A 22,183-nucleotide genomic window follows, 5' to 3' on the forward strand; every position below is an offset into this window, starting at 1 on the left:
ACACCAATTAAATCTCGGATACTACTCCTCGACTAGAGAAGGCATGCCATATCGCCTAAGACCAACTAAGTCTTTTCAAAACACCGAATTTACACCAGCAAAATCAGAAAGCACTTTTTATTATTCACCTAACCATTTCCTCGTAATCTATCTCCATAAAATTAGCTACACATTTTCCCCAATTGGCATTTACAAATTCCCTATGTTCAGGGTGCTGGTTATAACTATCATACTCTTCCTGACCGTCAAAATCCATAGTCAAGCCATAATCAAAGTCATTTTTGGAACTAAGCTGACGTAAAGGCCTGAAATTCTGAACACCCGGTATTTTCTCTAGCTTAGCAGCTGCACGAAGAAATTCAAGTTCTTCCGAAGATCCCTTGGGGAATTTAAGTTTGAAGAAAACTGAGTGAGTTAACATGATCCAATACTAGTCATTAGTAGGTTAAGCTTTTCAAATAAGCGATACTCCTAGGCAAATTCTCCAGCTCTTCGTCACTTTCATCTTCTATAAACATGTGCTTGATGCCAATCTTATTGGACTCCCGAAGGATGCCAGGAAGATCCAATTCGCCAGTTCCGAGCACCACGTCATTCTCTGGTCCAGTCAATCCTGTCATATCTTTTGGAGCCCCTTTTCTGAAGTCTTTCAGGTGTAGTGAAACCCACCTCTTGCCATATTTTTTCAACAAAGCAACTGGATCACCTCCACCAAAATGAGTCCACATTACATCCATTTGGTAGGAAACGTATTTCGGGTCAGTATTTTTCACGATATAATCGAACAACGTTCCTTTTTCGTAAGGCTGGAATTCATAGCCATGGACATGGTACATAAACGTGATTCCATTTTCTGCTAAGACTTTACCTCCCTCATTGAAAGCTTTGATAGCTCGATCTGCGTTTGCTTTGGTGAAATCTCCATTATGAGGCAGCCAAGCCACCATCACGTATTTGGCACCCAATTCTTTTACTTGGTCAGCAACTTTCTGAGGATCTAATTCCAAGGCTTCAAAACTGGTTCCTGTAGAAGGAATACTGATGCCCCTGGCTGAGCAAAGGGTAAGAAACTCCGCTGTCGAAGTTCCTCTTGGCGCTCCACCTTCCAGTTCAGTAAAACCCATTTCCTGAATAATATCCAAAGTAGATTCCACTCCATTAGCCCAGTGATTCCGGAAAGAGTAAGACTGTACACCTAGGGGCACCTGCAGAAGTGGATCTCCTTTTTTCTGTCCAAAACATGCTAAAGGAGCTATTCCCAGCATCAAAAGGACAAGTGGAATTAGTATAAGTTTTTTCATTTTAATTATAGAATTGGATAATTGAAATATTGGAAGATTAGCTTGAAACCTAGAATTCATGAATTCTTTTTATAGGTTCTGTCGATTCAACTCATCCACAGCAAAATTAGCAGCACGAGCTGTCAATGCCATAAAAGTCAAGGTTGGGTTCTGAGTACTCGTACTCGTCATACACGCTCCGTCAGTCACGAAGACATTTTTGCATTCATGCAGCTGGTTGTATTTATTCAAAAGTGAAGTTTTGGGATCATGTCCCATCCGAACTCCGCCCATTTCATGAATATCGGAACCTGGATCTGAATGTGAATCTTCAACTTTAATATTGGTAAATCCAGCTTTCTCATACATCAGTGTCTGTTGCTCCACGAAATCTGCCACCATCTTATCATCATTTTCTTTCCACTCTACAGAAAGTATAATTTGTGGAATTCCGTATTTATCTACCATATCAGTGCTTAGTCGCACGTGATTATCCTCGACCGGAACCGTCTCTCCTTGCATCCATGCAGCCATGTGCCAGATTCCGTACTTTTGATTGAGAAGATTATCGCGAAGTTCATCCCCAATCATGCTGGTATCCGAGCCTAAACCTCTCCCTCCAGACATGCCAATCGAATAACCCCGAAGGAAATCAGTGTCTTGCTTAAATACATTTCTGAATCTCGGCACATAGGCATGACCAGGATTTCTGCCATCATTGAATTTATCAGCAAAGCCTTCGAAGCTTGCATTTCCTTTTCCACGATAGTTATGACAAGCGAGGAATTTCCCCATCAGACCGTTTGCATTTCCTATCCCTTCTGAAAATGTGGAAGATTTAGAATTGAGTAAAATAGCATTTGAGGCTATTGTAGAGGCATTTACAAAAATGATTTTTGCATAAAACTCAATTGCCTCCTTGGTATTTCTATCTATTATTCTAACTCCTGTGGCTTTGCCTTTGGCATCGTCATAAATAATGGATTCCACCACTGCGTCAGGACGCACCGTAAGATTTCCGGTCTTTTCTGCCCAAGGCAACGTAGAAGCATTAGCAGAGAAATAGCCTCCATAGACGCAACCGCGATTACACATCGCTTGATGCTGGCATTTGTTTCGACCTTGTTGTCTATGGATTTCCTGCGGATCAGTCAAATGGGCACAGCGACCTTGAATCAAATAGCGATTGTCGAAATTGGAAGCCAGTTGCTCTTTGTAGTAATTCTCAATGCAACTCAGCTCGAAGCCTGGCATCACCTCCGAATCAGGAAGCTCGGCAAGCCCATCCTTGCTGCCCGCTATTCCTGCGAATTTCTCCACATAGGTATACCAAGATTCCAAGTCTTTATATCGAATCGGCCAATCCACTGCAAAACCATCACGAACGGGACCTTCATAATCAAAATCGCTCCATCGCTGTGTAGCTCTAGCCCATAGTAGGGACTTCCCTCCTACGTGATATCCACGAAACCAGCGAAATGGCTTCTCTTGAATAATCGGTTGCTCATCGTCAGCCAATGCCCAATGTGCGGTTTCCTCTCGCAACCAGCGTCCGCCACCCATTCCAGCGCGTTTTTCAACAGGAATTGCTCCTCGAAACTCAAAGTCATACGGAGCTTTGGATGCGGTGGGATAATCCTCAATATGCTTGACCATTCTTCCTCGTTCAAGCACGAGCGTTTTCAGGCCTTTTTCTGTAAGTTCTTTAGCAGCCCAGCCACCGCTAGCGCCTGATCCTATGACGATTGCATCGTAGGTTCTTTTCTCTTTTGAATCTTGTAACATCACAGGTTAGGTTTGGGCAGGTAAATCAACGCATCCATGGTAGTATCCAGGTGCCACTTTATAGTTTCTATAGTCAACCAATACTTCTTTCACTGTGGTAAAACCTGTGATCGTCTCTCGTTTCATCAACTCAAAAAACTCACTTTCAGCTTCACTTTCTGATGAATTCAACGCCATTAAAATGGCTTCCCGCTCTTCTTTATTAGCTTTCAAAAATCCCTTCTCATCCAGAGATGCTAGCTGAAGCTTGATTTTATCCTGATCTTCCTTTTCATAGCAATGCTCAAACACCTGCATCAGGTAAATATCAGTTCCTGTGCTTAACGCACCAATTGGCTTGGAATCTGGAGTGGGTATATTAGCGGGAAGTCCTTCCGGGATGATGGTATCAGCGATGCTGGATATCAGCTTTTCTTCTTTTGCTGTGAAAAAGCCTTCGTGACTCAAGCCATCGAGCAGCTGCCACTTCCAGTCAGCCAGCACAAGTCCAGCAATCCCAATGGCGGTACCGCCCAGGATTTTTAGGGTGTTTCTTCTATTCATAGGTTTGATTGGGTTATTATCGTTCTAATATAGGATTTTACATTTCATCCTACCAATCAAATCCATCAAAGGCATGAGTTAGACATCAGTGGAAATTTTTCCCAAGAATATTCCGTCATCACTTATGCTTCAGCATAATATTGCTCAAAACCGAATTTTTCACTCTATATTCAAAGTCAATTCAACAATCAAACCTATTTATGAAATCGAGCAGAACCTACTACTCCTTCCGGATTAACGAGTACTAATGCGAGATTCCATCTGACCATTAAAAAACAAACACATGAAAAACCTATTGATGTATTTACCTGTATACTGCACCCTATTTGCAGTTGCATCTTGTAGCAAACCTACAGAAACCACCGAAATCGCTACAGCAGCAGATGTGGTGGATACCACATCCAACTACCTCTCCCAACCCTTAATTTCTGATCACTACACAGCAGATCCTTCTGCCCATGTTTTTGATGGAAAAATCTACATCTATCCATCTCATGATGTGGAATCAGATGTACCCGAAGATGATCTTGGCGCACATTTCAACATGATGGATTACCATGTTTATTCTATGGATTCTCCTTCAGGTAAAATCATTGACCATGGAAAAGTATTGGGAGCAGATGATATTCCTTGGGCCAAAAGACAACTTTGGGCACCGGATGCAGCAGAGAAAGATGGTAAATACTACCTCTACTTTCCTGCAAAAGATGATAAGGATATTTTCAAAATTGGTGTGGCAGTAGGCGATTCTCCAATAGGTCCATTCACCGCTCAGCCTGAATCTATCAAAGGAAGTTACAGCATTGACCCCTCGGTATTCGAGGATTCCGATGGATCTTATTACATGTACTTTGGAGGAATCTGGGGCGGACAATTACAGAAATATAGAAACAATAAGTTCGATGATAAAGGAGCTGCCCCTACGGACGGACTTCCTGCAGATAACGAACCGGCTTTAGGACCTATCGTGGCAAAAATGAGTGGCGATATGCTGCAGTTTGCAGAGACTCCAAAGGAAATTAAGATTTTGGATGAGAACGGAAATCCACTGTTGAATGGCGACAATGACAGAAGATTCTTCGAAGCTGCATGGATTCATAAGTACATGGATAAGTACTATTTATCTTATTCTACAGGTGATACACACTTTATTGCCTATGCCACTTCAGATGATCCATACGGACCATTTACCTACCAAGGAGTAGTCCTAAATCCAGTCGACGGCTGGACAAATCACCATTCTATAGTAGAAGTGGACGGTAGTTGGTTTATCTATTACCATGACACCCAGCTTTCTGGAAAAACTCACCTTAGAAACATTAAAGTTGCGCCACTGACTCATTTGGCAGATGGCAGTATTCAGACAATAAGTCCAATGAAGTAGGGAAAGTAAAACCAAGATCTAACCCTTCATCCTATGAAAAGGGAGTCACCGAAAATGACTCCTTTTATTTTTTTGAGCCTTCCCCTACTTTGTTTCTGAAAACCAATTCAGAGATAAATGAGAAAAACCACTACACTACTCACTGCCATTCTTATGATGCTAAGCATAGCTAGCTTTGCACAGAAAAAGAATAAGAGGAATCCGAAGGAGGAACCTGCTCCACAAAATCAATCTGCTAAGTCTAGCAAAAAAAGTCCTTTCAAAAAGTATAGTGAAATCATATCTGATGACGCTATTTCTGATGATGGTCTTTTTAAGTCTCATATCATAGACAATAAACACTATTTCGAAGTACCCTTTGATTTATTTGATAAGGACATGCTACTCGTAAGCCGGATATCCAAACTAGCAGATGGTCTTGGGGGCGGATATACTACGGCTGGTTCTAAGTCTAATGAACAGGTGATTCATTGGACTAGACTTCAAAACAGTATTATCCTTAGATCTATCTCTTTTGACAATGTAGCTGCGGACTCTTTGCCGATTTTTTTGTCTGTCGAAGCCAATAATTATAATCCGATTTTGGCATCCTTCAAGATTGAAGCCTTCAATAATGACTCTACTGCTGCACTTATAGAAGTGACGGATTTGTTTCTTTCTGATATTCCTGCCCTCAGTGGACTTTCTTCCTCGATGCGGAAAGAATATCAAGTCAGAAATCTGGACAGAGAAAGAAGTTTTATCACCCGGATGGCCAGCTATCCTGAAAACATAGAGGTGCGTCATGATATGACATACAACGCTTCAACTCCCCCATCCAACTCTAGATCAGGCACTATTTCTATGGAAATGAGTCAATCCATGTACCTTCTTCCTGAGAATCCAATGCAGGCAAGATTGTATGATCAGCGTGTGGGATGGTTTACAATTCGCCAGATTGATTATGGTTCCGAAGCTCTAAAATCGGATGAAAAGACTTACATCAGAAGGTGGAGACTGGAGCCAAAAGATCCCGAAGCGTATGCAAAAGGAGAATTAGTAGAACCTGTAAAACCAATCGTATACTATTTGGATCCAGCAACTCCTGAGAAATGGAGACCATATTTCCGCCAAGGTATCGAAGACTGGCAGGTAGCATTTGAAGCGGCAGGTTTCAAAAACGCAATAATTGCAAAAGATGCTCCAACAAAAGAGGAAGATCCAGATTGGAGTGCAGAAGATGCGCGTTACTCTACTGTTCGCTACGTAGCTACAACCACCCGAAATGCCATGGGACCAAGCGTCTCTGATCCTCGCTCCGGGGAAATCATCGAAAGTGATATCGTTTGGTATCACAACCACTTGCGCTCGTATAGAAACCGCTACATGCTGGAAACCGGAGCTGCAAATCCTGCAGCAAGAACTCTCGATACACCAGAGGAAGAAATCGGTGAAATGATGAGAAGAGTAATTTCCCATGAGATCGGTCACGCACTAGGATTGCCACATAATATGAAAGCATCCTATGCCTATCCTACTGATTCTTTACGTTCTGCTACCTTCACCCAAAAATGGGGATTGGCAACAACCATCATGGATTATACCAGATATAATTACGTTGCTCAGCCGGGTGATGAAGGTGTGCGCTGGGTAAGAATGCTCGGCCCATATGACAATTATGCGATTAATTGGGGCTATAGATATATTCCAAATGCAAATTCCCCAGAAGCTGAGAAACCAATATTGAATAGCTGGATTAGAGAAAAAGCTGGTGACCCGATGTACCTTTTTAGTGGAGGTAATTCTTATGATCCAAGTTCTCAAACTGAATCCGTGGGTGATGATGCGATCAAAGCCAGTACTTATGGTTTGGCAAACTTGAAAATTGTTGCTCCAAATCTTGCAAAATGGACAGCTACAGATGGCGAAGGCTATGGTGATTTGGAAGAATTGTATGGAGAAATGATAGGTGTCTGGAGTCGATTTGCAAATCATGTGGTAACCAATATTGGTGGTGTGTATGAGCAATTAAAAACTACAGATCAATCAGGAGTTACTTATACCCCAACTCCCAAAGCTGAACAGGTAAATGCAATGAAGTTTTTGAATGAAAATGTATTTACTACACCTGATTGGTTACTTCAAAAAGAAATTTTGAATAACATAGAGCCTAGCGGTGCAATCTCCGCAATCGGAAGTCTTCAATCAAGATTGCTCAGCAGTGTATTGAGAATGGACAGACTGGAGCGTATGATAGAAAATGAGGCTTTGAATGGTTCTTCTGCCTATTCTATGACTCAAATGTTAGCTGATTTGAGAAAAGGCATCTGGTCAGAGCTTTCTGGCTCAAAAGAAATTGATGCTTTCCGAAGAAATCTCCAGCGTGCTCATGTGGAGCGTCTAGCTTCACTAATGTCTCAGGATGCAAGAAGTCGATCTGACGTCAGTGCAGCCGTTCGCGCAGAATTAAAAACCATTCAACGTTCTGCTAGAGCAGCCAGTTCTAGATACAGCGCTGGTATTGTTCAAAATCACCTTCGTGACATTGATGCCTTAGTGGACTCTTTGCTGGAGGCTGAATAAATTAATTTGTCATTGCCTTTCTCAGGAAAGGCAATGACATTTTTTATCCTTCTTTCTATTTTTTAACTCACCAGAGTATTAAATTCTATAAAAATTTTTAAATCTACCGATCCGAATAATTAAAGGAGAAGCCAATCGATATATAACTGCGGAGAGCACTATCCTTATTATTACCTCCTATGCCTGCACCGATTGGTCCTAAAATCGATTGGTAGGAAATATCTACTCCAAAACCTAGATAACTTTCCTGCTGAAATACATCGCTCAGAAATTTAGATTCATTAAATGGAATCTGGTCGCTGTATCCTAAAAAATTAGCACCAACTCTAACATAGATTTTATTAAATGGTATGTACTGGAATTCCGCGCCAAGCTTCATGAAATTTGCTGTCTGAACTTCTGCATAATTTAACCCCCAAAAACGTGTATCATTAAATCGCACATTTTGATACCCACCAATAAAGAAATCTGTGAACACTTTGCTAGCATCTTCTGAAGATAGAGTTAATCCTGCTGCAAATTCTGGATGAAATTGCACTTTAGAACTTACCCTTAGAAATTTTGAATATTTCCCATAAACTGAGAGGTAGGAATTGGGAACCAACCCATCGACATACTGCTCAAATTCATCTTTTGGAAATGGTATTTTCCCTATATCTGAATCAAGAAATAATGTATCAGTTCCTGGAGTTAGATTGATAGCCAACCAATCTTTAAAATGGAGTGTAGTTTCCAATAATGCCTCAGCACCTCTAGTAGGGTAATTCCTATCGTTTTGAGAGTTTCTGTAATATTTGAATCTGGTACCAAAATAGCTTTGTCTGCCATTTTTCAACCCCTCAGGAGAGCTTGATAAAAATCTAAATTTAGAAGTGAAGGAATCAAAAATCCCTCCAAAATAGAATGCTTGTTTGAGGGAATTAGTGGAAATCATCTGAGCTTCAATACGAGAATTTCGACTTATTTGAACCTCATCCTCTATGCCTTCAACGTAAGTAGGAAGTTCTTGCCGGAGGTAATTCATTCGCAGATTAAATGCAAATTTTTTCTTTACACCTGTATACTTATAATAATCCACCCGGAATTTAGGATTCTCCGAAATATCCGCCAGAATTACCGCACGGGAATTATGTCCGACAACCTCTCTAGCAGTGAAATTCAACAGGATTCCCGCAGAAAATTGATTGTCGTAATGAATAGACGTACTCAATAAATTGCTTGGTTTTTCTTTGATTCGTACCTGCATAGAATATCTATTCAGCGCCAACTGAGATAGTCTATAGTCCACCTTATAAAACCCATTCATTCCATAAATACTACGGACGGCAATCTCCATTTCTTCCCTGGTGACAAAATCTCCCTCATCAATATTCATCTTCGATCTGATCAGATCGGTGGAAAAAAGAGTATTACCCAAAATTTCAATTTTGTCAATTTGAATTGAGTCTGTTTCAAATGTCAAACCGGCTACAATATCATTTCTTCCTAGGCTGTCAGATAGGAAGGTAAACTGATCAAAGTACTTCTCACCTGTCTTTTTCCCAAGTTCCAAAATCTCATTATAAGAACTAAAGCTCCCCATAGAATATATACCAAGATCTGGCTTTATGTAAATATCAGTCGCTTCTATATTCTCCTTTGTGATTCTCAAGGAAGGCGCCATAGCGATCTGCATCAAAATCCCTCCGAATCCGCTCAGGTCTGCCGCATCCTTAAAATCCTCATCACTCACATTTATCCCAATAACAATGTCAGCCCCCATCTCCCGTACCAAATCCACAGGAAAATTATTGACCACCCCACCGTCCACCACCGAGGTGCTGTCCAGCTCGAAAGCTGAGAAAACAGTAGGAATAGCTATACTGGATCGCAAGGCATCTTGTAAATACCCTCGATCAAAAATGATAGCTTTACCTGTACTAATATCAGTAGCTACACATCGAAATGGGATAGGAAAATCATCAAAAGTATCGTAGGCATTTGCCTGCCAAGTATAATAATGTAATACGTCAGATAGTACTTGCCCTTGAATCAAACCTGAAGGAAAAGCTATTCTACCATTAACAATCGGGAATTCAACTAAATACCTATTGTAATACTCCTTTTCCTCAAAAGCAATTCCTTTGAAATTTACTCTATTGGAAATAAGCAAATCCCAATCAATACCTTTAATAATTTCCTCCAATTCATCGGCACTGTAGCCCAAGGAATAAAGTCCTCCTACAACAGCCCCCATACTCGTTCCAGTGATGTAATCCGGCCGGATTCCTGCCTCTTCCATTGCTTTGAGCACACCTACATGTGCTATACCTTTAGCACCACCACCACTAAGCACCAACCCGATTTTTGGACGATCATTTTTCGATGCTCCAGATTTAAGAGACTGAGCAAATGCATGATTAAAAGCTATACTTAAAAAAATCAGATAGAGTGTGAGAGGGATTCTAATCATACAGGCATTGATAAATGCAGATTAAAGCTGTGACTATTTATTCAAAACGTTCTTCAATTTCTCGAAAATTTGTCATTCAAATTTCATTTTAAACTCGCCAATTCCAAGGAAAATGGCCTAAGTTTATCGCTTAATGAGGATTTCAATATTTTCAAAAAAACACCTGCATTTACACAACCAATAAGAAATGATTAAATAACTTTTAAAAATATATCAAGATTTTTTTGAATAATTCCTTCTTAAAAAAAATTTTTTAACTGCTTTATAATCAGGTTACTAGAATAAACAGTAAATTTTCATATACCAAATACATTTTTATATGAAAAAGATTTTTAAAGTAGTAGCTTATTTGCTTGGAGTGGTTCTTATTTTGATTGTTTGTGGAGTAGCATTTGTAAACTTCACCTTTCCTAAAGTAAGTCCTGCCCAAGATTTAACCATTAACCACAGTCCCGACCGAGTAGCAAGAGGAGCTTATCTCGCTAATCACGTGACGGTCTGTGTAGACTGCCATTCTACAAGAGACTTTTCTTTACTATCTGGTCCAATTCAGCCGGGAACAATTGGATCAGGTGGAGACAGGTTCGATCAAAGTATGGGATTTCCAGGAGTGTTCTATGCAAGGAATATTACACCATTCGGAATTTCTGATTACACAGATGGAGAATTATACCGCCTCATCACCACAGGAGTGACTAATGAAGGTAGGGCCATGTTTCCCTTAATGCCATATCCATATTATGGCAAAATGGATCCTGAAGACATTTATGACATTATCGCTTATATCAGAAGTTTGGATCCAATCGAAAATGAAATCCCAGACTCAAAAGCTGACTTCCCGGTAAGCATCATTCTAAAAACAATTCCAAAAGACGCTGATCCTCAACCTAAGCCAGCAACGACTGACCAGTTGGCCTATGGCAAGTATCTAACAAATGCTGCTGCTTGCATGGAGTGTCATAGTCCTGTGGACGCTCAAGGGACTATTCTTGCTGGAAAAGAATTCTCTGGAGGTAGGGAATTTGCTTTTCCTGATGGATCTACAGTTAGATCTGCTAATCTAACACAGAATCAACAAAGCGGTATTGGAAGTTGGTCTGAGGATATGTTTGTTGGTAAATTCAAGCAGTATTTGGATTCTGGATATCATTTGCCAAAAGTTCAGCCTGGAGAATTCAATACAATAATGCCTTGGGTGATGTATGCCGGAATGAAAGAAGCAGATCTGAAAGCTATCTATGCCTACCTAAAGACAATAGACCCTATATCGAATCAAGTCGTGAAGTTCTCACCTCCAAGCGTATCTTCAGAATAAGTACCTATTTCAAAATAATTGAAACCTACCTCCTCACTTATCGTACAGGAGGTAGGTTTTTCTTTTTAGACAGAATTACCGATCTTTGCCCACAGTATGAAATTACTCATCTCATCATTAATGCTTCTATTTTTCCTGACTGGTCAGATCAATCTGACTTTGGCGGCGCATTATTGTGGCGATGAACTAAAAAGTACAGAGGTTTCTATCGCACCTGAAAAAACCGATTGTTGCGGAGCCAAAATGAACCAGGATCCTGATTGCTGTACGGATGAATATGCATCATCAGATTCAGATGATTACTTTGGCAAAGCTCAATTCCAGATTCAGTTATCTCCTGAATTTGTTTTGGCCTATGTACTTACAGTACCTGGAGTCCAACTGGAAACTATTCAGCTTTCCAATCCAGAATACCTATTCCCGGATCGACCAATTCCCGATCTGAATATCCTTCACCAATCCTTCTTAATTTAAGATCTGCTTGATTTTTATTCGCCTCCGGCGAACTGTAATTTCTTTACACACAAGCAATCTTTATGAACAAAATAATTCTATTTATAGGATGTCTCCTTGCACCAGCACTTCTATTTGCTCAAAGTAGCATCAAGGGTCAGGTACAATCGGCATCCAAGGAACCTCTCATCGGGGCAAGCATCAAGCTTCTTGACAAAGAACAAGGTTCTATTACTGATTTGGATGGTAACTTCTATTTAGAAAATATAGTACCTGCTGACCGATTGGTCGTCACCTATATTGGCTACGAACCAGACACCTTAGCACCTGTTTTCAACCAAATAATGCTCATCACTCTTCAAGAAAGTGGCGAAGCACTTGAAGGTGTGACCGTTCGTGCAAGATCCGAATCGGTGGTAGATGAAGCACCTTTTCTCAACATATTAATTACGGAAAATGAACTCCAGAAAGCTGCCTGCTGCAATCTTTCTGAGAGTTTTGAGACCAATGCCTCGGTGGATGTATCCTATGCAGATGCAGTCACTGGTACCAAAATGATCCAGATGATGGGCTTGGATGGCCGCTACGTCCTTATTAGCAGAGAAGGGATCCCGAATATCCGTGGTTTAAACTCCAGACTTGGAATGAATTTCGTCCCTGGCACCTGGATTCAATCTATCGATGTAGGAAAAGGAGCAGGCACAGTAATCAACGGCTACGAATCCATGACTGGGCAGATCAACGTGGATCTTTTCAAACCAGAATCCATGGATACTTGGTACCTCAATGGCTACCTAAATTCCTTTGGCAGAATGGAAATCAATGCAAATCATCAGATTCCTATCTCGGAAAAATGGAGCTCAGGTGTCATGTTTCATGCAAGTAATTTGAGCTCAGAAATCGATGGAAATGACGACGGTTTTATGGATCTTCCAAAAGCTAGACAGCTAAACTTTCTGAATCGCTACAAATATGAAGGTGATAGATTAATGGCTCAAATCGGCGTCAATTTATTTATGTCAGATAATGCAGGTGGACAAAAAGGCTTTGATTTCAATAGCGATTTATCCACTAGTAGTATGTATGGCTATGAGATGGACACAAGAAAAGCTGAGGTTTTTGGGAAATTGGGAATGATCTATCCCGATAAACCGACCCAGAGTTGGGGATTTCAATACTCCCTTTCTTATCAGGATTTTAATGGCGGAGCAGGAAGAAGAATCTACCAAGGCATAGAAAAGACAGCCTATGGAAACTTCATTTATCAAAATGTACTTGGATCAAGCTTTCATCAATACAAAACCGGAGCAAGTTTTCTATACGATGATTTTGAAGAAACCTTTGATTCCAATTCTCTGACGGGACTTGATACTGCCATGTACAGAACTGAAAAAGTACCGGGTCTTTTCTTCGAATATAACTTCATTCCAAACGATCGTATCACTGTAGTAGCCGGCGCGAGAACTGACTTTCATAATCTCTTTGGCACATACTTCACTCCTAGAGTTCATGCCAGGTGGGAGTTTATCCCAAACTGGACTCTGAGAGGGTCTGTAGGAAAAGGATACCGTACGCCGAATGCTTTAATGGAGAACAGTTCGGTATGGATATCAGCAAGAGAATTGGTTTTCAATGCTGAATTGAAACCCGAAGAATCCTGGAATACAGGCGTGAGTGTGGCAGGTAGTTTTATGATCGATGATCGGCCCCTGGGAATTGTTGCAGATTATTTCTACACAGATTTCATCAATCAACTGGTCTATGATCGAGATGTCAGTTCAGAATTACTTGTGATTAATAACCTGCATAGAGGTTCTTATGCCAATAGTTTCCAGATAGAAGCTAACTATCCAATCACCGAAAGGCTTGAAGCAAAAGCTGCCTACAAGCATTATGAAATGATGATGACCACAAATGGGGTATTGCAGCAAATGCCTCTTACTAGTCGTGACCGGGTATTTGCTAACTTATCTTATGCGACTTTGTATGACAAATGGAAAGCTGACATGACCGTGAACTGGAATGGTCCGATGCGGATACCAAATACAAGCGAAAGTCCTGTAGAATTTCAGCAGCCCAGTGAATCTCCGGATTTCTTTATGCTAAATGCCCAAATCAGCCGAGGTTTTCGCTGGGGTAGCATCTATCTAGGCGGAGAAAATATATTAAACTTCAAACAATCAAATCCTATAATAGATCCTGAAAATCCATTTGGCCAGAACTTCGATGCTTCCATGACCTGGGGGCCAATCGCTGGCCGGGTTATATATACAGGTATCAGATATAAAATAAACTAACGAAATAATGAAAAAGCTAATCTTAATCTTCTTTATCGCTGCTTTTGCATTTGCTGCACAAGCTCAAGTAAAAACTATTGGTATCAAAACATCTGCTATCTGCGAGATGTGTAAGGAAACATTGGAAAAGGATTTAACCTTCGAAAAAGGAGTTAAATCTGTGAACTTAGATTTGGAAACCAAGGTGCTGAACATTGCCTACCTGGATTCGAAGACAGATCCGGACAAGCTTAGAAAACGCATAACAATGGTTGGGTACAATGCAGACTCACTAAAGCGCGACCCAAAAGCATATGCTAAGCTTGACGAATGCTGCAAAGACGGCGCACATGATGACGACATCCCTCATAAAAAAGATAATTAAGTAATCGAAAGCTTCTCAGAAATGGGAAGCTTTTTTTGTGGTTTTTAACCGCTCAAGTTCACGGAGAATCCTTGGAAGACTCAATAGGATATCACTCTTTCAGGGTTTTTGAAAAAATCTGTAAGGGTTAACTATCTAAAATCACATCAACTCTTCGAGGTTGTTTATAAAACAACAATTTATTCTTAGACAAACTAAATACTCAAACCAGCACCAACTCAAATGGCCTAAACGAATCCAATAATGGATCTGAAGGATCGAGTTCAGTGACCAAAGTATGAACGGCACTCATATCGCAAGTCTTGTATTTCTGAACAGAATGGAGCTTGTCTGAAACTGTTAAAATTATTGTCTTTTTCGCGGCTCGGATCATCGCCTGCTTCACTTGTATCACTTCCCAGTCAAATTCCGTCAGGCCAAATTTCGCATCCAAATAGCCGGTACCAAGAATACACAAATCCACGCGAAGTTGAGAAAGCGCATTTACGACTGTACCTCCCACTGCAAATTTTGCATCGTGCAATAATTTACCACCAAGAAAAATCACCTCCACATTCTCGTGATCCAGCAAAGCCATGGCCACATGTAGACTAGGAGTAAAAACCGTCAGAACCAACTTTTTAGGAATTAACTTAGCTACTTCCATATTAGTCGTTCCTCCGCTCATTAAAATCACCTGCCCATCAGAAAGTAAGGAAACAGTTTTCTCAGCAATCGATATTTTCTTCGACTTCAAATAGATATTTCCGTCATCCTTGGTAAAAGTCATAAAGCCAAATGAAGTAGCCCCACCGTGAACTTTCTTAAGCTTTTTCTCTGCATCCAACTCTTTCACATCACGCCTCACCGTGTCAATTGACACATTTAACGAGTCTGACAAATCGTTTAATAAAACCCGATGATGCAGGTGCACCTGATCCAAAATATATTTCTGTCTTTCTTCTTTCAGCATGGAATAAATTCTTTCAGTTTGGGAAACTAATGAAAACAGCAAAAACTTGCAAAATTTTATAGAAATTAGAAAATACTTGCAAAAAAATGCGCTCAATCCTTGACTATCCTGCAATTTTCTGGGTAGTTTAGCTGTGAAAAGCAATGCTATTCTTCATTGAATTCGAATATCCTTTACACAAGAAAACCATGAAGTTCAATTCATTAAATACTATTTTCATTCTAGCTGGAGTCTGCATTCTTTCACTTTTTCAGAGTTCCTGCAGTCCAAAATCAACCTTCAGGATCCTAGACAAACCCATCACTTGGAACCAAGAACGAGAAGAACTTTCTCTTAAGTACCTCAAAGATCGTCATGGTTTGCAAAAGGAAACTGCATCCATAGACCCCAAGATGGTGGTAGTTCACTGGACTGCAATCAACAATATAGAAGTGACTTTTGATGTTTTTGACCCAGCAACATTGGGCGGAAGAGCAGATTTGACTGGGGCAAGCAATCTTAATGTTTCCAGTCAGTTTCTAATCGATCGGGACGGCACGATTTTTCGACTATTGCCGGACACTACTTTTGCCAGACATACTATCGGATTGAATTATCTGGCTATTGGAATAGAAAATATCGGAAGTGACGACATGCCACTTAACAAGAAGCAGCTGAAAGCCAACGAAGAACTAATTAGATATCTAGAAAGAAAACATGCAATAGACTATGTCATCGGCCACCATGAATATCAGAATTTTCAGTCCACCGATTTATGGAAGGAAGCTGATCCAGACTACCGAACTGTCAAAACAGATCCTGGAGATGCCTTTATGAAAAAACTCCGAAAAAACCTTTCTGACTTAAACTTGAAACCTGTACCAACGCTCTGATTACCCATTTATGAAATTCATATCGAGGCATCTCTTTATCATTTTGGCCTTTGGCCTCCTATTTTCTGCCTGTAAAACTCAAAAACCTACATCTACTGGAACCAGACCCTCAGGTACAATTGGCGGTTCACCGAACTCCCCAACAAATGGAGGAAACCTTCCAGTAAAATCCTTGCCCATGGCACCTGTGGCATTACAGCCATTGACTTTTCAAATGCCGGAAATGCCTCGGGAATTCCGTGGAGTTTGGATTGCTACGGTAGCGAATATCGATTGGCCAATTTCTCCTGATGATTCTTACGAAAAGCAAAAGCTTGATTTCCTGAATCTCTTGGACTATTACAAAAACCTGAATTTCAACGCTGTAATCGTTCAAGTTAGAACTGCTGGCGATGCTTTTTACCCAAGTAATCTAGCTCCTTGGTCTAAATACCTGACAGGTAAACAAGGTCAGGCTCCCAAAACTGCTGAGAACCCGCTTACCTGGATGATCAAAGAATCCCACGCTCGTGGTTTGGAATTTCACGCTTGGTTGAATCCTTACAGGGCTACCATGAATCTAAACACGGCAGACCTTAGCCCTGATCACGATTATAATTTGCATCGTGACTGGATGCTGAAATACGACACCAAGTATTATTACAATCCTGGTTTGCCTGAAGTAAAAAATCACCTTTTGGCTGTCATTAAAGAAATCGTAGATAACTACGATATCGATGCGATTCACTTTGATGATTACTTCTACCCATATAAGGTTGCTAAGCTGGACTTTCCGGATAAAACCACTTACAACAAGTACAAGAAGCCAGGACAATCCCAGGATGATTGGAGGAGGGACAATGTAAACCAATTGATTCTTGCTTTGAATCAAACCATCAAGCAAAGTAAGCCTTGGGTGCAATTTGGGATTTCCCCATTTGGCGTTTGGAGAAATCAAAGTATGGATCCCAAAGGCTCGCCTACTCGCGCTGGACAGACAAACTACGACGATCTATATGCTGATGTGTTACTTTGGATGAAAAATGGCTGGGTGGATTACATGATCCCACAACTCTATTGGAGCATGGACCATAAGCTGGCTTCACATAGAATTCTGAATGACTGGTGGGCAAAAAACCATTTCAATACCAACATTTACATAGGAAATGGCCCCTACAAAATCCGGGATGACTCCGACGCTGCATGGGACAATCCTCGTGAAATAAACAATCAAATTTCATACACTCGTACGCTTCCAACTATTCAGGGAAATGCTTTTTTCTCGGCAAAGTCCATGAAAATCAAAAATCAGGATGTTGCTCAATTACTGAAAAGTGAATTGTATAACGAGCCTACTTTGCCTCCATCATTCCAACCTAAAAGTCCATCAATTATAGATAAGCCGGTTGTATTCAGCGTGGAAGCAAATTCAGAGCTAACTTCGATCCGAATGGCAAATCCACTTGACCCTGCAATTCGCTATGCATTGATCCAAGGTGCAAACGATCTAAACCAGCTAGCTGATTCAGAAATTCACCCTGTCTGGGTAGGTGGAATGCGAGCTAGAACTTTGGAAGTAAAAAGTTTGAATACTGAATACCTGGCCATTCGATGGATAGACCATTACGGTAGAATCGTCCAAACACAAGTTTACCAAATCCCCTAAATCAACTCTTATGAAAGACATGCTTGTCCGATTGATCGGTTTGCCGGATGTTTCTCTTGAAGAAGCACGCCTGTTGAAAAAGGAGAAAGTTGTCTTTCGCAGAGCAATAGCGCCCGAGAAACACTTCGTGAGCACTTGGGTATTGGAGCATTTTGGTGAGTATTGGCAATCTGAGGTAGAAGTAGCGTTTAGTAGACAGCCTGTCGCATGCTGGCTTGCGCAAAGAGGAAATGAAATTCTAGGATTTGCCTGCTATGAGAGCACAGCAAAAAACTTTTTTGGTCCGACTGGCACACTGGAATCTGAGCGAGGAAAAGGAATTGGTAAAATTCTCCTGATAAAATCACTGGAATCCATGAGGGAAATGGGCTATGCATATGCTATCATTGGCGGTGTCGGACCGGCAGAATTTTACGAAAAGACAGTTAACGCGAAAATAATAGATGGATCAGAAGTCAGTATTTATGAAAATCTGATCCGAAAAGCATGAGCAAACCAAACAAAAAAACTCCTTGGATCTGGATTCCTTCCCTCTATATGACGGAAGGAATTCCGTATATCGTCATCATAGTCGTATCGGTAATTATGTACAAAAAGCTCGGTGTCTCTAATTCTGACATCGGGTTGTACACGAGTTTGCTTTACTTACCCTGGGTTATAAAACCTATATGGAGCCCGATTGTTGATCTTATTGGCACCAAAAGAAAATGGTTTCTAAGCATGCAATTAGTCTTGGCTCTTGTCTTTTTAGGAGTGGGACTGACTACTGCTGGCAGCAACTTTTTCTTTATGACACTAGCATTTTTCTGGATGGGAGCTTTTGCTTCTGCCACAAATGATATCGCCTCGGATGGCATGTATCTCATCGCTTTGAAACCTGAGCAGCAGTCTTTTTTTGTGGGTTTACGAGGTACTTTCTACAGAATTGGAATGATCACAGGGCAAGGTTTGATTGTAATGGTCGCCGGATATTTGGAAACTTCTTTGGGAGATAATACTAAGGCATGGTCCTTTACTATGATCATCGTGGCAGTTTTGATGATTATTCTGACCGCGATCAACTATTTCTCTACTCCAAAAGTAGAAGAAGAATCCAAAGAGAAAACTACACGGGAAGCCAGCTTTGGAAAAGTATTTACCACTTTTTTCACTAAGAAAAACATAGGAATCTCGCTGGCATTTGTACTTCTATATAGACTAGGAGAATCGCAACTAGTAAAGATGGCTTCTCCGTTTTTGCTCGATGTCAAAGAAAAAGGAGGATTGGCCTTAAGCACTTCTGAGGTTGGGTTTATGTACGGAACGATCGGAGTGATCGCTTTGCTCCTTGGGGGAATTCTAGGAGGAATAGCCATTTCCAGAGATGGCTTGGGCAAGTGGATGATCCCGATGGCCCTTTCACTTAACCTTCCAAATCTACTCTACATAGCCTTGGCATATTTTCAACCTGAAAATATATTCTTTGCTGGAACTGTCGTGGTCATTGAGCAATTTGGTTATGGTTTTGGGTTCGCTGCATACATGATCTTTCTGATTTATTTAGCCGAAGGCCTCTTCAAAACTTCCCATTATGCCTTAGCGACCGGCTTTATGGCGATGGGAATGATGTTTCCAGGAATGCTTTCTGGCTATATTCAGGAATGGCTGGGCTACACTGGATTCTTTATTTGGGTGGGAATTGCGATGATCCCAGCGCTGGCTATTGCCGCAAGTGTGAAGTATCCGAGGGAATTTGGGAAGAAACTGGACTAACTATTAAACCTCTCACGCTAGACACTTCGACATTCAGCCTTCTACGTTCATCATTCGTTATTGAAGTTCTAATTTAGAATGATGAATGATGAATTTAAAATAATGAAGTTTGAATACTCCCCACTAACTTAGAAAGAATGAATTTCCACCAAAAAATCGCCCAATGCTTCTCCCCTGCTGCATTTATACATGATTCGGAAGAGAATTACCAAGCACTAGAAAAACTGATTCTTGAGCAGGAAATCGGAGGTTTGACATTTTTTCATAGCCGCCACTCAGCAGCAGCCAACTTCGAAAAGCGGGCGGAAGTGCTGGATGTGAGCGGAACGCTGGAGAAGATGATCGCATTGATCAATCGCTATCAAGCTATTTCAAAAACTCCTTTACTGATTAGCATAGATGGAGAATATGGCTTGGCAATGCGCATTGAAAAGACACCTCAATATCCTTTTGCCATCACTCTAGGCGCAATTGAAAACCATGAAGCAGATCTTGTTGAAGAGGTTGGCTATAGAATTGGTCTGGACATGAAAGCTGCCGGCATTCATTTGAATTTAGCTCCTTGCTCCGATGTAAATACCAACCCAAACAATCCGGTGATTGGCTACAGATCCTTTGGCACAGATCCCCAAAAAGTTGCTGAGAACTCATTAGCAATGTATCAGGGTATGAAAAAAGCTGGAATTGGAGCTTGTTTGAAGCATTTTCCAGGACACGGAGATACGCAAACAGATTCACATTTGGGATTGCCTGTGATTCAAAAGTCAAAGGAAGAACTAAAAAAAGAAGAGCTTTTTCCGTTTCAGTTTGGAATCGATAATGGCGTAGAGATGATAATGGTGGGACATCTGGCGGCACCGGCATTGTCTGGAGGAAAGGAAATCGCTGCAAGTATCTCCCGTGAGATTATTACTGATTTACTAAAAGTCGAGATGGGTTTTGATGGAATTGTCATCTCTGACGCGCTTAATATGAAAGCAGTTGCTGACTTGTTTCCAGAGCCTGGCCAACTTGAATGGGAAGCCTTTCACGCCGGGAATGACATTCTCTGCTTTTCGGATCATGTGAAAGAAGGAATAGAACAAATTTCGAAAAATGCTGCCGAAGAAGAAATTGAAGCTGTATTTAACAAAGTCTGGGCACTCAAAGAAAAACTGGGTGTATTCGATTTTAAGAGCTTGGAAATGCCAGAATTTGATTGGAATAGTCATTCAGAATTTCAAGCCAACCTTGCGAAGAAATATGTATCTGTAATTTCCGGAAAAATTGATTCAGAGGAATTAAAAAGACTGGCTTCTCAAGGTAAGCTTTCACATCAGTGCTTTTTTGGAAATAATGACACAACCTTCTCGAAAATTCTAAATCAAAAATACGCTTCAGATATAACTAAAATCTCAATCGATAAGGCAGAGAAAGTGATTATTTCTCTTTTTGTTCCATCTCACAAACCGCTAAATCAGTTTGGAATGGATAAAGAGACTGTAGATAAAATTAAAAATCTAGCTCAAACCAAGTCCTGCATTTTGGTACATTTTGGAAATCCTTTGGCGCTAAAACACCTTGGCGATTTGGCAGACTTTGAAGCAGTGATTTGTGGCTATCAGGCTTTTGAGGAAGCTCAGGAGGTTGCCAGTCATTTTTTTTAACCGCAAAGCACACTGAGGTTTCGCAGAGATCCACAGAGAATAATAAACTTCAGGTTGTGTCTGCCTTTTCTAGAAAATTCACAAGACGAAATTTTATCAGACTGATTTGACTACTACCTCTGGATAAGCTGAACGACTATAGAACTAAGGTCTCTGCGTTATCTTCTGGACCCACTGCGGCTAAAAACAAATAAGCCGGCTCCCTTTCGGAAAACCGGCTCTAAAAGAAATCATCACGCATTTGCCGCTGGGTTAATCAGCTACAATTACATTCTGACTTCTTAAATTAAATACTTTCAAGATCTAATTCAGTTTTTACAAGGACAGCGTCTTCTTTTTGATCTTTTACTTTGCCCAATGTTTTATCAGCAAAATCCTTTAAAGAGTTATTCTCTCCATTGTCATTTTGATTTTCATACATCGACATGGAATCATTAAGCAGATCTATCTGAAACTCGATAAAAGCCTCGTCAAAGTCCTCTCCGCTCAACATCTCCAATTCATCATATTTAGCCTGCATAGCCGCAGAAAGATCATTTGAAATCTCCACATCAGTATCGGCCAACAAGCCCTCAAGCTCAGTTTTACTTTCTGTATTTTCAGAAGTAAGCATGGTTCCATACTCTAATACAGAGTCATCTTCTCCATTGTCCAATGCCAATTGTCCGAAACTGATCTGTGCATTTAAGTTTTCGGAGGAGGACATCGCAAAGTTTCTATCCTGCTGATTATAAGTATTCAGGATAGGATCATCATCGTCGTCCTCGCATGATGTCATTCCGACTAGGCAAAACGAAGAAAGCAGCACAGCTCCAGTAATCCTTGCTTTTCTACTAAAGGTGTTTGCTGCGGGTTGGTTTACATTACTTGTTCTCATAAGA

At 40.7% G+C, this 22,183-nt stretch carries 18 protein-coding genes; 11 read left to right on the forward strand and 7 right to left on the reverse strand.

Annotated elements, in window-relative coordinates:
- Positions 1 to 124 precede the first annotated feature (124 nt).
- From AACZ87_RS11080 to AACZ87_RS11095, 4 genes are all read right to left on the reverse strand, one after another.
- Positions 125 to 421, reverse strand: coding sequence for a Dabb family protein (locus tag AACZ87_RS11080; RefSeq protein WP_339867161.1), 297 nt, complete (start codon positions 419 to 421; stop codon positions 125 to 127).
- 16 nt (positions 422 to 437) lie between these two features.
- Complete coding sequence (locus AACZ87_RS11085; RefSeq protein ID WP_339867162.1) at positions 438 to 1,301, reverse strand: TIM barrel protein; 864 nt, start codon at positions 1,299 to 1,301, stop codon at positions 438 to 440.
- Between the two features lie 69 nt (positions 1,302 to 1,370).
- The gene (locus AACZ87_RS11090) at positions 1,371 to 3,065 is read right to left on the reverse strand and encodes a GMC family oxidoreductase (protein WP_339867163.1); all 1,695 of its coding nucleotides are present in this window, start codon (positions 3,063 to 3,065) and stop codon (positions 1,371 to 1,373) included.
- 6 nt (positions 3,066 to 3,071) lie between these two features.
- Positions 3,072 to 3,608, reverse strand: coding sequence for a gluconate 2-dehydrogenase subunit 3 family protein (locus tag AACZ87_RS11095; protein WP_339867165.1), 537 nt, complete (start codon positions 3,606 to 3,608; stop codon positions 3,072 to 3,074).
- Between the two features lie 283 nt (positions 3,609 to 3,891).
- Between AACZ87_RS11095 and AACZ87_RS11100 the strand changes: the two genes are divergently transcribed.
- Positions 3,892 to 4,992 (forward strand): glycoside hydrolase family 43 protein, encoded by a 1,101-nt coding sequence (locus AACZ87_RS11100; RefSeq protein ID WP_339867167.1) that lies wholly within the window; start codon positions 3,892 to 3,894, stop codon positions 4,990 to 4,992.
- A 117-nt stretch (positions 4,993 to 5,109) separates the two neighbouring features.
- A complete protein-coding gene (locus AACZ87_RS11105) occupies positions 5,110 to 7,554 on the forward strand; it encodes a zinc-dependent metalloprotease (RefSeq protein ID WP_339867168.1) in 2,445 nt (814 codons plus the stop codon).
- Positions 7,555 to 7,657: 103 nt separating this feature from the next.
- Here the strand turns inward: AACZ87_RS11105 and AACZ87_RS11110 are convergent, their stop codons facing one another.
- Positions 7,658 to 10,006 (reverse strand): patatin-like phospholipase family protein, encoded by a 2,349-nt coding sequence (locus AACZ87_RS11110; RefSeq protein ID WP_339867170.1) that lies wholly within the window; start codon positions 10,004 to 10,006, stop codon positions 7,658 to 7,660.
- Between the two features lie 319 nt (positions 10,007 to 10,325).
- Here AACZ87_RS11110 and AACZ87_RS11115 point away from each other — a divergent pair, with 319 nt between their 5' ends.
- The 4 genes from AACZ87_RS11115 to AACZ87_RS11130 all read left to right on the forward strand — a co-directional run bounded on the left by AACZ87_RS11115 (position 10,326) and on the right by AACZ87_RS11130 (position 14,435).
- Positions 10,326 to 11,321, forward strand: a complete 996-nt coding sequence (locus tag AACZ87_RS11115; protein ID WP_339867172.1) for a c-type cytochrome — start codon at positions 10,326 to 10,328, stop codon at positions 11,319 to 11,321.
- Between the two features lie 120 nt (positions 11,322 to 11,441).
- On the forward strand, positions 11,442 to 11,795 hold the full coding sequence (locus tag AACZ87_RS11120) for a hypothetical protein (protein WP_339867173.1): 354 nt from the start codon (positions 11,442 to 11,444) through the stop codon (positions 11,793 to 11,795).
- 62 nt (positions 11,796 to 11,857) lie between these two features.
- Positions 11,858 to 14,071 carry a TonB-dependent receptor gene (locus AACZ87_RS11125; RefSeq protein WP_339867175.1) on the forward strand — a complete coding sequence of 738 codons (2,214 nt, stop codon included), beginning with the start codon at positions 11,858 to 11,860 and terminating at the stop codon, positions 14,069 to 14,071.
- 7 nt (positions 14,072 to 14,078) lie between these two features.
- Positions 14,079 to 14,435 (forward strand): heavy metal-associated domain-containing protein, encoded by a 357-nt coding sequence (locus tag AACZ87_RS11130; protein ID WP_339867177.1) that lies wholly within the window; start codon positions 14,079 to 14,081, stop codon positions 14,433 to 14,435.
- Between the two features lie 202 nt (positions 14,436 to 14,637).
- Here the strand turns inward: AACZ87_RS11130 and AACZ87_RS11135 are convergent, their stop codons facing one another.
- Complete coding sequence (locus AACZ87_RS11135) at positions 14,638 to 15,387, reverse strand: DeoR/GlpR family DNA-binding transcription regulator (protein ID WP_339867179.1); 750 nt, start codon at positions 15,385 to 15,387, stop codon at positions 14,638 to 14,640.
- Positions 15,388 to 15,575: 188 nt separating this feature from the next.
- On the opposite strand from AACZ87_RS11135, the gene AACZ87_RS11140 reads away from it, so the two are divergent.
- The 5 genes from AACZ87_RS11140 (at position 15,576) to AACZ87_RS11160 (ending at position 21,302) form a co-directional block, all read left to right on the forward strand.
- A complete protein-coding gene (locus AACZ87_RS11140) occupies positions 15,576 to 16,259 on the forward strand; it encodes a peptidoglycan recognition family protein (RefSeq protein ID WP_339867180.1) in 684 nt (227 codons plus the stop codon).
- Between the two features lie 10 nt (positions 16,260 to 16,269).
- Positions 16,270 to 17,904 carry a family 10 glycosylhydrolase gene (locus AACZ87_RS11145; RefSeq protein ID WP_339867181.1) on the forward strand — a complete coding sequence of 545 codons (1,635 nt, stop codon included), beginning with the start codon at positions 16,270 to 16,272 and terminating at the stop codon, positions 17,902 to 17,904.
- A gap of 10 nt (positions 17,905 to 17,914) precedes the next feature.
- Positions 17,915 to 18,394 (forward strand): GNAT family N-acetyltransferase, encoded by a 480-nt coding sequence (locus tag AACZ87_RS11150; protein WP_339867183.1) that lies wholly within the window; start codon positions 17,915 to 17,917, stop codon positions 18,392 to 18,394.
- Positions 18,391 to 19,656 (forward strand): MFS transporter, encoded by a 1,266-nt coding sequence (locus tag AACZ87_RS11155; RefSeq protein WP_339867184.1) that lies wholly within the window; start codon positions 18,391 to 18,393, stop codon positions 19,654 to 19,656. The genes AACZ87_RS11150 and AACZ87_RS11155 overlap by 4 nt, the downstream gene beginning before the upstream one ends.
- Positions 19,657 to 19,793: 137 nt before the next feature.
- Entirely contained in the window at positions 19,794 to 21,302 is a 1,509-nt protein-coding gene (locus AACZ87_RS11160) for a glycoside hydrolase family 3 N-terminal domain-containing protein (protein ID WP_339867185.1), read from the forward strand.
- Positions 21,303 to 21,588: 286 nt separating this feature from the next.
- Here AACZ87_RS11160 and AACZ87_RS11165 read toward each other — a convergent pair whose 3' ends face one another.
- Positions 21,589 to 22,179, reverse strand: a complete 591-nt coding sequence (locus tag AACZ87_RS11165; protein ID WP_339867187.1) for a DUF4142 domain-containing protein — start codon at positions 22,177 to 22,179, stop codon at positions 21,589 to 21,591.
- Between the last annotated feature and the right edge of the window lie 4 nt (positions 22,180 to 22,183).

This window comes from uncultured Algoriphagus sp., from assembly GCF_963974365.1.
Classification (GTDB): domain Bacteria; phylum Bacteroidota; class Bacteroidia; order Cytophagales; family Cyclobacteriaceae; genus Algoriphagus.

Coding starts and splice junctions, on each gene's coding strand:
- AACZ87_RS11080 (WP_339867161.1), bottom strand. CDS start 421: ATGTTAACTCACTCAGTTTTCTTCAAACTTAAATTCCCCAAGGGATCT.
- AACZ87_RS11085 (WP_339867162.1), bottom strand. CDS start 1,301: ATGAAAAAACTTATACTAATTCCACTTGTCCTTTTGATGCTGGGAATA.
- AACZ87_RS11090 (WP_339867163.1), bottom strand. CDS start 3,065: ATGTTACAAGATTCAAAAGAGAAAAGAACCTACGATGCAATCGTCATA.
- AACZ87_RS11095 (WP_339867165.1), bottom strand. CDS start 3,608: ATGAATAGAAGAAACACCCTAAAAATCCTGGGCGGTACCGCCATTGGG.
- AACZ87_RS11100 (WP_339867167.1), top strand. CDS start 3,892: ATGAAAAACCTATTGATGTATTTACCTGTATACTGCACCCTATTTGCA.
- AACZ87_RS11105 (WP_339867168.1), top strand. CDS start 5,110: ATGAGAAAAACCACTACACTACTCACTGCCATTCTTATGATGCTAAGC.
- AACZ87_RS11110 (WP_339867170.1), bottom strand. CDS start 10,006: ATGATTAGAATCCCTCTCACACTCTATCTGATTTTTTTAAGTATAGCT.
- AACZ87_RS11115 (WP_339867172.1), top strand. CDS start 10,326: ATGAAAAAGATTTTTAAAGTAGTAGCTTATTTGCTTGGAGTGGTTCTT.
- AACZ87_RS11120 (WP_339867173.1), top strand. CDS start 11,442: ATGCTTCTATTTTTCCTGACTGGTCAGATCAATCTGACTTTGGCGGCG.
- AACZ87_RS11125 (WP_339867175.1), top strand. CDS start 11,858: ATGAACAAAATAATTCTATTTATAGGATGTCTCCTTGCACCAGCACTT.
- AACZ87_RS11130 (WP_339867177.1), top strand. CDS start 14,079: ATGAAAAAGCTAATCTTAATCTTCTTTATCGCTGCTTTTGCATTTGCT.
- AACZ87_RS11135 (WP_339867179.1), bottom strand. CDS start 15,387: ATGCTGAAAGAAGAAAGACAGAAATATATTTTGGATCAGGTGCACCTG.
- AACZ87_RS11140 (WP_339867180.1), top strand. CDS start 15,576: ATGAAGTTCAATTCATTAAATACTATTTTCATTCTAGCTGGAGTCTGC.
- AACZ87_RS11145 (WP_339867181.1), top strand. CDS start 16,270: ATGAAATTCATATCGAGGCATCTCTTTATCATTTTGGCCTTTGGCCTC.
- AACZ87_RS11150 (WP_339867183.1), top strand. CDS start 17,915: ATGAAAGACATGCTTGTCCGATTGATCGGTTTGCCGGATGTTTCTCTT.
- AACZ87_RS11155 (WP_339867184.1), top strand. CDS start 18,391: ATGAGCAAACCAAACAAAAAAACTCCTTGGATCTGGATTCCTTCCCTC.
- AACZ87_RS11160 (WP_339867185.1), top strand. CDS start 19,794: ATGAATTTCCACCAAAAAATCGCCCAATGCTTCTCCCCTGCTGCATTT.
- AACZ87_RS11165 (WP_339867187.1), bottom strand. CDS start 22,179: ATGAGAACAAGTAATGTAAACCAACCCGCAGCAAACACCTTTAGTAGA.